This is a genomic window from Verrucomicrobiia bacterium, from assembly GCA_026414565.1.
GTDB lineage: Bacteria > Verrucomicrobiota > Verrucomicrobiia > Limisphaerales > Fontisphaeraceae > Fontisphaera.
The window spans coordinates 73,163-84,413 of sequence record JAOAIT010000018.1 but is presented as its reverse complement, the minus strand read 5'-3'; the positions used below and the strand labels follow the sequence as shown (position 1 = coordinate 84,413).

General features: G+C 60.6%; 9 protein-coding genes. 4 read left to right on the top strand and 5 right to left on the bottom strand.

Annotation, left to right across the window (positions count from 1 at the left end):
* Window positions 1-45: 45 nt before the first annotated feature.
* Window positions 46-1,032 (top strand): DUF4380 domain-containing protein, encoded by a 987-nt coding sequence (locus N3J91_04670; GenBank protein ID MCX8155732.1) that lies wholly within the window; start codon window positions 46-48, stop codon window positions 1,030-1,032.
* 6 nt (window positions 1,033-1,038) lie between these two features.
* Here the strand turns inward: N3J91_04670 and N3J91_04665 are convergent, their stop codons facing one another.
* Window positions 1,039-2,433, bottom strand: a complete 1,395-nt coding sequence (locus tag N3J91_04665) for a Gfo/Idh/MocA family oxidoreductase (protein ID MCX8155731.1) — start codon at window positions 2,431-2,433, stop codon at window positions 1,039-1,041.
* Window positions 2,434-2,537: 104 nt separating this feature from the next.
* Between N3J91_04665 and N3J91_04660 the strand changes: the two genes are divergently transcribed.
* On the top strand, window positions 2,538-3,359 hold the full coding sequence (locus N3J91_04660) for a glycosyltransferase (GenBank protein MCX8155730.1): 822 nt from the start codon (window positions 2,538-2,540) through the stop codon (window positions 3,357-3,359).
* A gap of 18 nt (window positions 3,360-3,377) precedes the next feature.
* Here the strand turns inward: N3J91_04660 and N3J91_04655 are convergent, their stop codons facing one another.
* The 3 genes from N3J91_04655 to N3J91_04645 are packed head-to-tail and all read right to left on the bottom strand — an operon-like array spanning window position 3,378 to window position 5,580.
* Complete coding sequence (locus N3J91_04655; protein ID MCX8155729.1) at window positions 3,378-3,908, bottom strand: STAS domain-containing protein; 531 nt, start codon at window positions 3,906-3,908, stop codon at window positions 3,378-3,380.
* Between the two features lie 10 nt (window positions 3,909-3,918).
* A complete protein-coding gene (locus N3J91_04650; protein ID MCX8155728.1) occupies window positions 3,919-5,088 on the bottom strand; it encodes a DNA polymerase III subunit delta in 1,170 nt (389 codons plus the stop codon).
* A 30-nt stretch (window positions 5,089-5,118) separates the two neighbouring features.
* Complete coding sequence (locus N3J91_04645) at window positions 5,119-5,580, bottom strand: DUF151 domain-containing protein (GenBank protein MCX8155727.1); 462 nt, start codon at window positions 5,578-5,580, stop codon at window positions 5,119-5,121.
* A gap of 99 nt (window positions 5,581-5,679) precedes the next feature.
* Here N3J91_04645 and N3J91_04640 point away from each other — a divergent pair, with 99 nt between their 5' ends.
* Window positions 5,680-6,168 carry an adenylyltransferase/cytidyltransferase family protein gene (locus N3J91_04640; GenBank protein ID MCX8155726.1) on the top strand — a complete coding sequence of 163 codons (489 nt, stop codon included), beginning with the start codon at window positions 5,680-5,682 and terminating at the stop codon, window positions 6,166-6,168.
* A gap of 31 nt (window positions 6,169-6,199) precedes the next feature.
* Here the strand turns inward: N3J91_04640 and carB are convergent, their stop codons facing one another.
* Window positions 6,200-9,403, bottom strand: coding sequence for a carbamoyl-phosphate synthase large subunit (carB, locus tag N3J91_04635; protein MCX8155725.1), 3,204 nt, complete (start codon window positions 9,401-9,403; stop codon window positions 6,200-6,202).
* 666 nt (window positions 9,404-10,069) lie between these two features.
* Here carB and N3J91_04630 point away from each other — a divergent pair.
* Window positions 10,070-11,230, top strand: coding sequence for a DUF4912 domain-containing protein (locus N3J91_04630; GenBank protein MCX8155724.1), 1,161 nt, complete (start codon window positions 10,070-10,072; stop codon window positions 11,228-11,230).
* Window positions 11,231-11,251: the final 21 nt, after the last annotated feature.

The following is an 11,251-nucleotide window of genomic DNA, read 5'->3' as shown; positions in this document are numbered from 1 at the left end:
CCACATCTTTTAGCTGCGTTATTCTGCGCTCCGTCGCCTGCACACATGAAAACACGTTGCTTGCGTGGACACTGGCACTGGTTGCTGCTTTTCCCCTGGCTGGCATGCCTGCCAGTTTCTGCCGCCCCCCAGCCACAAATCACCCCCACCAACTATCACGGCTACACCCAGGCCTGGCGGCTCGATAATGGAATGATTGAGGCTATCGTTGTACCGGAAATCGGACGCCTCATGCATCTCAGCTTGAAAGGTGGGGAAAATGTCATCTGGATTAATACCAGGCTTTTGGGCACACGACTCGACGGCAAGCAAACCAACTGGATCAATTTGGGGGGCGACAAGTCATGGCCCTCGCCCGAGGCTGAATGGGGACGCTACACCGGCGATAAATCCTGGTTTCCTCCGCGCGGCTTTGATGGCCTGCCAGCCACAGCCCATCCCACCAATCACATGCTTGTACTCACCAGCGCCCTGGATCCTCATTACGGGATTCGGGTCATTCGTGAATTCGAATTGCTGCCCGGCAGACCGGCTTTGTCCGTGCGCACTCGTTACGAACGAATCAGCGGTCAGCCCTCACGCCTGGGCATCTGGATCATCACGCAACTCAAGGAGCCGGAGCAGGTTTTTATCCCCCTGCCCGGGATCACGGCCGTCACGCAGGGTTGTGTGGCGCTTTCCCGCACCTTCCCTCCCTCCCTCACCCTCGCCACCAACGGCCTGCTCGCTCTTCGTCGCGACCCACGCAACTCTTACAAAATTGGCACCCCGGCGGGCACCCTGATCTGGGTGGGCCCCAACACTGTGGTGCGCATTGATTCGCCCCGCATTCCCCAGGCCGAATATCCCGATCGCAACAGCAGCGCCGAGGTGTACACCAACGGTGGCGAACTGGACTACGTGGAGCTGGAAATGCTGGGACCGCTGCACACGCTTGCCCCCGGCCAGTCCCTCTCCCAAACCAACACCTACACGCTGCAGCCCCGCCGCGGACGGACGGCCCTGCAGGCCGCCCTGGACATCCTGCGTTAAAGCAAATCACACCTCCCAGCCGGCGCGGTATTTGCGCTTCAGCAGCTTGTTTGCCTCGGCATGGTTGGTAAAGCGCATCGCGCCGGCACTCCATTTCAACTCGGTTTCCGGCACCTGCACCGCCACCGTACCCAATAGAATCGCCTCGGTCATCGGCCCCGTCTGCGCAAAATGGGACTCCGTCATCTCGCCGCCCAGACAGGCATCCACAAAATGATGATAATGATTCCGCCGCGGCACGGCCGGCTTTTTAAACTCCCGAAACTTGGCGTCCGGGAGCAGGATCGGCCCCCGTCCCAGCTCCATCAGCAGCGCGCCCTCCGTCCCGATGAGCATCATGGATTCCGGCGGGTAATCTTTCACCGAATACATCGCCATGATCTCCCGCGGGGGATAAAACTCGCCATCAAACCACTCCACCACCAATTCCTTTTCGGCGGTAAGCGCATTGCCCGGAAAAACCCAGGTTATATGATTGGCTTGGGGCCAGGTGTCCGCCCGCCGCTCCGGCGAGTTCTTCCATGACTCCTGCACCCGCGCATAAACCGTTTTCGGCGCTTTGAGGGATAATCCCTTCCATACCGCATCGAAGATGTGACACCCAATGTCCCCGCTCCAGCCCGTCCCAAAATCCAGCCATGCGCGCCACTTCACCGGATGATAGATTCCCGGCACGTACGGCCGCATGGGCGCCGTGCCGATCCAATAATCCCATTGCAAATGCGCCGGCGGATCCTCGCCCTTGGGCGGGCGCGGCCCCAACAGCCGGTAATTCTCCACCGCCCCCGGGCGGTTGGCCGTCAAATACACATGCTGAATCTGTCCAATCGCTCCCTGGCGCAGCAACTGCACCGTGGTCATGTCTCCCAGACTGCTGGCCATTTGCGTGCCCAACTGCGTGACCACCTTGCGTTTGACTGCCTCCTTGGTCAAAGCACGCACTTCGGCCACATCATGGCACATCGGCTTCTGCAGATACACATGCTTGCCCTTCTGGATGGCGCGATAGGCAATCGGAAAATGCATGTGATCAGGCACGGTGACATTCACAGAATCCACCTTGTCCCCCTCCTGCGCCAGCAACTCGCGCCAGTCCCGGTATTGCCGGGCGCCCGGGACTTTTTGCGCTGCGGCGGCCAGGTGGTTGGCATCCACATCACACAAGGCCACAACTTGCACCTTGGGATGCTTCATAAACTCACTCATATCCCCCACTCCCATCCCCCCCGTGCCAATACAGGCATGACACAGCTTGCTGTTGGGCGCGGCGGAGAGCAAACCCGAGGGCAGAATCAAGGGCGCAGTGCCGGCCAGCGCCGTCCAGCGCAAAAAGCGCCGGCGGGAAAGGGTGGAGGGGGCGGACACACGACGCTGCGAAGACCAGCCGGAAGTGGTGTTCATACAATCACCATATCCCTTCATCCTGCCAAATCAAGCCTTTCCGCGGCCGCGTGGCAACTTAAGATTTGCCCCCTACAGCGGGGATTTGCTAAGCACAACGCGTGATGCAACGGGACCCCAGTTTGTTGCTCCTGATTCCTGCCTACAACGAAGAGCAGCGAATCGGGCCGGTGCTCCGTGACTATGGCACATGGTTTCGCGACCACTACCACGGCCCCTTCCAGTTGGTGGTCGTGCTCAACGGCTGCCGGGACAACACGCGGGGAGTCGTGGAGGAGGTGGCAAAAGATTTCCCCTTCATCCGATACCTGGAGTTTCCCGACCCCATAGGCAAGGGGGGCGCACTCATCGAAGGGCTGAAGCTGGCCCCCCTGGCCGAGGCCATCGGCTACGTGGACGCTGACGGCGCCACGCGCCCCCCCGCCTTTTATGATTTGGTCCGGCGCCTCCCCGAAGCGGATTGTGTCATCGGCTCCCGCTGGCTGCCCGGCGCCGTATTGCATCAGGTCCAAACCACCAAACGCCGCTTTGCCAGCCGCGTGTTTCACGCCATTGTGCAGCTTTTCTTCTGGATGAACATCCGCGATACCCAGTGCGGGGCCAAAGTCATGCGCCGCGAGGCCGTGGAGAAAATCCATGCTGCGTTGACCATTGCGGACATGGCCTTTGACATCAATCTCCTTTACGTGCTGAAACGGGCCGGCTGCCGCATCCTGGAAGTGCCCACCGAGTGGACTGATAAAATCGGCAGCAAAGTCACCCTGGGCCGCACTTCCCTGACCATGCTGCTATCGGTGATCCGTTTGCGGCTTATTTACTCCCCCTTTTATCGCTGGCTGCGCCCGCTCCGCCCCCTGGAAGCCTGGCTCTATAAGAAACTTCGCGCGCCGGTCCCCCTCGCGCACGACCAGACCACGCGCCGGTAACCGGGGCGCAAGGGCCGTTCACGCCTTCCCGTGGCCACCGCCCTGCTGGCCCAAATCTTCCTCCAGAAATTTCACCACATCCTTGAAGCGCATCACGTTGGCCGGATTCACCGCCATCAAGTTCTGATGCGCCTCCAGCGAAGTCGCGGCCAGTTCAGTTTTGGAGGCGCCTCCTTCCTGCGTGCACACCGGCTCGTAATTGAGGCCTTCGATGGACAGTGTTTCGCGCAACGGGAAATACTCCATTACTCCCAGGGTCTCAAACAAACTTTTTACCCGCGCGCCGGGCCGATACAACTCCACCTTGGGCGGGCCGGCCGGCCCGGCGGGCGTCTTGATGGCAAAACCCAGCAAGACCCCCAAAAAGGTGCTGTCCATCAAATCGCACTGGCTCAAATCCAGCACAAAATGCGTGGTGCCCCGCTGATACAATTCCAGCAACAACCGCTTGAACTCCGGACTGCATTTCATGCTGGCGCGCCCGTTCACCCGCAGCACCGCCGTCCCGGCCTTCAGGCAAACCTCCAGAGGACATGCATTGGCACTCATAATTAGTCTCTCATGCACCAGCCGCACTGCCAGCCCGGGAGGAGGCCGTGCCCACCATGCGCGTCAGGGCTTGTTGCAATATCAAGGCCTCCTCCTGGCCGGAACTGACCATCTTCACGTTGGCCTCCAGCAGAATTTCCATGCCCCTCACCAGCTCGGCCATGGTGTAGCGCGAGCTGTGCTCCAGGGCCCGAAACAACACATACGCATTGAGTCCCAGCGGGCTGTACTTTTTGTCCCGGGCCAGCCGCTCCTCGGGCCACTTGGCCATCTGCGCTTTGACTTCGGCAAAATTCATGCGGGGGCGCAGCCAGCCTTCTTCCACCAGCATCTTGGCCATCAACATCGCCCGCCATTTGGCAATCAGCCCGTAGATCAAACCGATCTCGGAGCGTTTCCGGTCGGTTTGCATCGCCCACAATTCCTCGTCCAGCCGCCGCATCAACAAGGGCAGGTTGCGCTCCCCCAACGCATCCCCCAGCGCAAATGCCCGCGCCACCTTCTGCCGCGATACCACCGCCTCCACATCGGCCCGCTCAATGCGGCCACGCTCGCCCACATACAGCGACAACTTTTCCACCTCCGCCACCAGTTGGGCGGTGTTGGGGCCGACCGCCTCCACCAGCGCTGCAGCCACGGCGTCCGACAAACTTTTCCCCCGCCCCTCGGCCTCGCGTTGCACCAGGGCCACGGCGGTGTCCTCCCAATCCCGGTCATCGGCGGAGAGTGCTTCAATCAATTCCACCCGCGCCAGCTTCTCCAGCGCCTTGTAAAAAGATTTCCGCCGGTCCACCTTCCCGGCGCTTATCACCAGACGCACTCCGGACCAATCAAAGCGGGACAACAACTCGGCCAACCCCTGCAAGGCCTCCTGCACCTCCGCCGCGCCGCCAACCTTCCGCTCCCCCGCACCTTCTTCCCCAAGGAAATTGCAGTCTTTGAACCACACCGCCTTGGCGCCGCCGAAAAAAGGCAGGGTCAGCAAGGCCTCGCGCAGCCGGCCGATCGCTTTGATTGCCTGGTCGGCGGTGTTGGCGGTGGCTTCGATGATCTCATGATCCATGCCGCCCAGCTCACGGCTCCACGCTTCAAATTGCTCCCGCGCCCGGCGTTGCACTGTGAAGTCGTCAGTGCCGCCAAAGAACACCACCGGGCTGGCCGTGGCTGCTCGGGAAGGCATGAGTCTCAAGCACCGCCGACGCCGGCGGGATTATTCCGATTCCCCCATCTCTCCGGAGGCTTCATTATAACGATGCAGGTATTCGCTCATGTCCTCCACCTGGGAGAACAGGGATTGGGTCACAAAAATGGGCCGCTTCAAGGCCGTCGCCAGCGCCAGACAATCGCTGGGCCGCGCATCCAGCTCCAATATCTTGCGGCCCAATTCGTTCTGCTGTTGCAATATCAGGCGGGCAAAGTAAGTGGAATTTTTCACCTCCGTAATCACCACCCGTTCCACCGTCACGCCCAGCCCCTTGAAGATGTTGATCATCAAATCATGCGTCAGTGGACGTTCCTTGGGAATGTCGCGCATGAACATTCCGATCACCGCCCCCATGTTGCTTTCCACATGAATGACAAAAACCTTCTGCTCGTTCCCCACAAACAGTGCACAGCCGTTGGTCGAGGGCACAATCCCCCGTAACTCCACCGGTATGACATCGGATTTCATACGCTGGTTTAATGTAGCCCCAAACAATCCCTCCCGACAACTCCAAACTGGCCATTTCAACGTTGCGGGTCCGGCGCAAAACCGCCATACTTCTCCGCCGTGAATTCGCTGGCTAAAATCTTGTCCCGGAGCGACTTGCCCGCCTGGCGCGAAAATCTCCGTCGCGCGGGCCGGCGGCTGGCCGTGACCAATGGCTGCTTTGACCTGCTCCATGCCGGCCACGTTACTTATCTGGAAGCCGCCCGCCAGACCGCCGATGCCCTTTTGGTGGCCGTGAATTCCGACGCCTCCGTCCGCCGCCTCAAAGGCCCCCTTAGACCCATCAATGGTGAAGCCGATCGCGCCCGCGTCCTCGCCGCGCTGGCGTGCGTGGACGCCGTCACCATTTTTGACGAGCCCGATGCCCGGGCCGTCCTCGAATTGTTGGCCCCGGAGGTGTATGTCAAAGGAGGGGATTACACCCTGGACACCATCAACCAGGACGAACGCCGGTTGGTGGAAAAACTGGGCGGTCAGGTGCTCATCCTGCCCGGTGTGCCCGGCCTTTCCACCACCCACCTGCTCCGCCGCCTGCAGGAAGGCCCTTAATGCCCACCCGTCCGGTTTCTTGGCCAGCGTCCTATTCGATCTGCCGGTGATACTCCTGCAATGATTTCACCGTGGCCTTGCCCGCCCGCCATTCCGTAATACCCACCACCGCCGCCCGGGCCGCCGCCAGGGTGGTGACATACGGGATTTTATACTTGATGGCGGCCTGACGAATGTAGGAATCGTCGGTGGCGCTCCGCCGCCCAATCGGCGTGTTGATGATCAATTGGACCTCTCCGCTCTTGATCTCGTCCACCACATGCGGCCGCTGATATTCGTGCAGCTTGAATGTGCGCTCGCACTTCACCCCGTGATTATTGAGGTACTCCCAGGTGCCCGCCGTGGCTTTGAGTCGGAAGCCCAGCGTCAGGAATTGCCGCGCAATATCCACCACCGCCGGCTTGTCGGCATCGGTCACTGAAATAAATACCGTGCCCTGCAACGGCAGGGCCGGCATGGCCGCCTGCTGCGCCTTGAAATAGGCCAGCCCAAAACTCGGCGCCAGCCCCAGCACCTCGCCGGTCGAGCGCATCTCCGGCCCCAGAACCGGATCCACCTCCGGAAACATGTTGAACGGCAGCACCACCTCCTTGACGCCCACATAAGGAATCCGTCGCTTTTGCATTCCCAACCGGTGCAACGGCTCGCCCAACATCAGCCGCGTGGCCAGCCGGGCCATCGGCACATTGCACACCTTGGACACCAGCGGCACGGTGCGCGAAGCCCGGGGATTGGCCTCCAGCACATAGACCTTGTCCCGGCAAATGGCATACTGGATGTTCATCACGCCGCACACCTTCAACTCCCGGCTGATGCGCAGGGTGTATTCTTCAATGGTTTTCAGATGCCGCCCCGGCAGCGTCACCGGCGGAATGGCGCAGGCGCTGTCGCCTGAGTGAATTCCCGCCAGCTCAATATGCTCCATGATTGCCGGCACATAGGCATCCGTGCCGTCCGCCAGCGCATCCGCCTCCGCTTCAATCGCATTATCCAGAAAACGGTCAATTAATATGGGCCGCTCCGGCGACACATCCACCGCCTTGGCGAAGTACTCGTGCAACATCTCCTCGTCATGTACCACCTCCATGGCGCGCCCGCCCAACACAAACGAAGGCCGTACCATCACCGGATACCCAATCCGGCCCGCCACCTCCCGCGCCTGCTCCCACGTGCTCGCCATGCCCGACTCCGGCATGGGGATGCCCATCTGCTCCATGCACTTGCGAAAGCGATCCCGATCCTCCGCCAGATCAATGATGTCCGGACTGGTGCCCAGAATGCGCACCCCGTTGGCGGCCAGTTCATTGGCCAGGTTGAGCGGGGTTTGCCCGCCAAACTGCACCACCACCCCCTCCGGCTTTTCCTTCTGATAAATGGCCAGCACGTCCTCCACGGTCAACGGCTCAAAGTACAGTTTGTCCGACGTGTCGTAGTCGGTGGAAACCGTCTCCGGGTTGCAGTTGACCATGATGGTCTCGTAACCAGCATCGCGCAGCGCAAATGCGGCATGGACGCAGCAATAATCAAACTCAATCCCCTGCCCGATTCGGTTGGGCCCGCCCCCCAGTACCATCACCTTTTTGCGCCCGCTGACCGGCACCCGGTCCGGCCCGTTGTAAGTCGAATAGTAATAGGCGGCGTTCTCCACGCCGCTCACCGGCACCGCATCCCAATGCTCCACCACGCCCAGGGCGGTGCGCCGCTCGCGAATTTCCCGCTCCGGCACCCCCAATATCTGGGCCAGGTATTTATCGGCGAAACCGTCCCGCTTGGCCTGTATCAACAAATCATCCGGCAGCCGCCTGCCCTTGAACTTGAGCATTTTCTCCTCCAATTCCACCAACTCCTTCATTTGCTGGATGAACCACGGCTTGATATGCGTCCGCGCGTACAAATCGGAAATCGTCGCCCCCTTGCGTAGCGCCTCATACATGATCCACTGGCGCTCGCTGCTCGGCTCATTGAGCAGCCGGAGCAGTTTCTCCAGTGGTTTCTGGTGAAAATCTTTGGCAAAACCCAACCCGTAACGTCCGTTCTCCAGCGAACGAATCGCCTTTTGCAACGCCTCCTTGTAGGTCTTGCCGATGCTCATGACCTCGCCCACCGCCTTCATTTGCGTCCCCAGTTTGTCCTGCGCGCCCCGGAATTTCTCAAAGGCCCAGCGCGCAAACTTCACCACCACATAATCTCCCGAGGGCTGGTACTTCTCCAGCGTTCCCTCCTTCCAATAGGGAATTTCATCCAGGGTCAACCCGGCTGCCAGCTTGGCCGAGATCAGGGCAATCGGAAAACCCGTCGCCTTGGAGGCCAGCGCGGAGGATCGGGAAGTGCGCGGATTGATCTCGATCACCACCACCCGCCCCGTTTTCGGATCATGCGCAAACTGTATATTGGTCCCCCCGATAACCTGAATCGCCTCCACAATCCGATACGCGTATTCCTGCAATTTGGCCTGCAGCTTGGGCTCAATCGTCAGCATCGGCGCCACACAATACGAATCCCCCGTGTGCACCCCCATCGCGTCCACATTCTCAATGAAGCAGACGGTAATCATCTGATTTTTGGCATCACGCACCACCTCCAGCTCCAGCTCTTCCCACCCCAGCACCGACTCCTCGATCAGGATTTGATGCACCATGCTGGCATCCAATCCACGGCTGGCCACGGTACGCAATTCCTCCACGTTGTAGCAATGTCCGCCCCCCGTCCCGCCCAGCGTGTATGCCGGCCGCACCACCACAGGATAGCCCAGCTCGGCGGCGACCTTTTCCGCCTCCTCCACCGAAAAAGCCGGGGCGCTGCGCGGCATGTCAATGCCCAGCCGCTTCATGGTCTCCTTGAAAATAATGCGATCCTCGCCTTTTTCGATGGCATCCAAATCCACCCCAATGACCCGCACTCCATACTTCGCCAGCACACCCGCCTTGGCCAGTTGGGAGGATAAATTCAAGCCGGTCTGGCCCCCCAGATTCGGAAGCAGCGCATCCGGCCGTTCTTTCTCAATGATTTCCGTCAAGCTCGCCACTGTCAGCGGCTCAATGTAAGTCGCATCTGCCATGCCCGGATCGGTCATGATGGTGGCCGGGTTGGAATTGACTAATACGATTTGATACCCCAGCGCCCGCAGGGCCTTGCAGGCCTGGGTGCCCGAATAATCAAACTCACACGCCTGACCAATTACAATCGGACCAGAACCAATGATCAGGACCTTATGGATATCGTCACGTTTGGGCATGGTAGTTCCTCCAGAAACATGAATGATTGAAACGCGTGCCGCGCCAACGCCATCCTGCCGCCGCCAGCCGCCGCCCACCTCGGGCCGATCCCGCGCTTTCCCAAGTCAGGATTCTGCAACCGGCTGCCTCGGCCGATCTGCAGAGGAATCGCGGGGGCGATTCGCGGATGTGGCCGGGAGTTCTGCAACCCCTGCCAGTGGATGACCGGAGCCGGTTTGCCTTAAACCCAGTTGAATGTCAACCCCACAACCAGAAAAAACCTCCCAACCTGCCCATCGCCTTTCCCTGACCGCCCGCCCCGCCATCCGTCAGCACATGCTTGGCGCAGCCCATTTTTTCATTTTGATTGGACGTTGCCACGCGTGGTGGGTATGATTCTGGCAGTTGGCACAAAACGTGCCTGCAGTCTGTGCGTTGCCATGAAAACCAGGAAAACGCCCAAAACGCCGCCCAAGGCCGCCAAAAAGGCAGAAACTCCCGCCCCCAAGACCACTGCCAAACCCGCCAAAACAACCCTCAAACGCTCGCCCACTCCTCAGGCCGGCGCCAAAACCGAGCCTCCCCGCTCCCAGCAACCTTCCCGTTCAGTCCCGCCGCAAAAAGCCAAACCGGCCCCCAGAAAAAAAACGGCTCGCCCCGCTAAAGTCCCCGTCCCTCCTATTTTAATGGAAGGTGATGTCCCCCCGCCACCTCCCGCGCATGGGCCGGGCCAAAAATTTGCCCTGGGGCCAACCCCGCCGCCCGCTCACGTAGCCGCGGGCGAACCGGGCGAGCTGCCTGAAGCCTACGGCACCGGCATGTTGTTGCTGACCGCTCGGGATCCGCATTGGCTGTATGCCTGGTGGGACTTTACCTCCGAACAATTGCGCCGGTTTAATCGCCGCGCCGCCGAGGGCCATCTCACCTTGCGCGTCTTTCTGGACAAGATTTCGGACCACCCCCATACCGAAGTCGCCGTGCACCCCGAATCCCGCAACTGGTTTGTGCACGTGGGCAAGGGCGGCGCGCGTTACTTTGCCCAGCTCGGCTACTATAACAAACAGCGCCGCTGGCAGAAGGTGGCCGAGTCCGAAGCCACCCTCACCCCGCCAGACAGTCTGGCCGACGACGTCTCGGCTCGCTTTGCCACCGTCCCTCCCGATGTTCCCTTTGAACGCCTGGTTGAGGTGGTCAAAGAAGCCGCCCGCCAGCATCTGCCGCTCGCCCAGGCCATTGCGGAAATTGTCCAACCCCAAGCCACCGACGCCCCCGCCCCGGCGCAAACCGGCAACGTGCCACGAGAACTGCAGGTGCCCGGGGCTGTGCTCCCTGCTACGTGGACACCTGAGCAGGAAAAGGCGCTGGCCCAAATCATTTCCCTCGACGCGGTGCGCCGTGTTTGGATTGGCTCCCTGGAAATCACGGAACTCGTGCGGCGACGCCTGGCCCACGAGCTTGCCTCTCAGGCCGCCATTCCCCAACCCGCTGGCCCTGCCGGGCCGATCAGTTTGGCCAGTCTGGCCAGTCCCTTCGGGGGCCAGCCGGCCGGCCCCAAAGGCTTCTGGTTTAACGTCAATGCCGAGCTGGTAATCTATGGCGCCACCGAGCCGGATGCCTCCGTCACCATCGCCGGCCGCCCCATTCAATTACGCCCTGATGGCTCGTTCAGCTACCGGTTTGCCCTTCCCGACGGTCAATTTGACCTGCCCATCGTCGCTGTTTCCGCGGATAAATCGGAAGGACGGGGTGCCGATTTGCATTTTACCCGGCGCACCGAGTACCAGGGCGAAGTCGGCCTGCATCCCCAAGACCCTGCTTTGCAACCGCCGCTGCCCGAAAATCTTTGAGGCTGCCCAACCATAGGTTTT

Excerpts from the sequence above, each read along its gene's own strand:
- N3J91_04670 (MCX8155732.1), top strand. The coding sequence starts at position 46 with ATGAAAACACGTTGCTTGCGTGGACACTGGCACTGGTTGCTGCTTTTC.
- carB (MCX8155725.1), bottom strand. The coding sequence starts at position 9,403 with ATGCCCAAACGTGACGATATCCATAAGGTCCTGATCATTGGTTCTGGT.
- N3J91_04630 (MCX8155724.1), top strand. The coding sequence starts at position 10,070 with ATGGAAGGTGATGTCCCCCCGCCACCTCCCGCGCATGGGCCGGGCCAA.
- N3J91_04645 (MCX8155727.1), bottom strand. The coding sequence starts at position 5,580 with ATGAAATCCGATGTCATACCGGTGGAGTTACGGGGGATTGTGCCCTCG.
- N3J91_04650 (MCX8155728.1), bottom strand. The coding sequence starts at position 5,088 with ATGCCTTCCCGAGCAGCCACGGCCAGCCCGGTGGTGTTCTTTGGCGGC.
- N3J91_04660 (MCX8155730.1), top strand. The coding sequence starts at position 2,538 with ATGCAACGGGACCCCAGTTTGTTGCTCCTGATTCCTGCCTACAACGAA.
- N3J91_04655 (MCX8155729.1), bottom strand. The coding sequence starts at position 3,908 with ATGAGTGCCAATGCATGTCCTCTGGAGGTTTGCCTGAAGGCCGGGACG.
- N3J91_04665 (MCX8155731.1), bottom strand. The coding sequence starts at position 2,433 with ATGAACACCACTTCCGGCTGGTCTTCGCAGCGTCGTGTGTCCGCCCCC.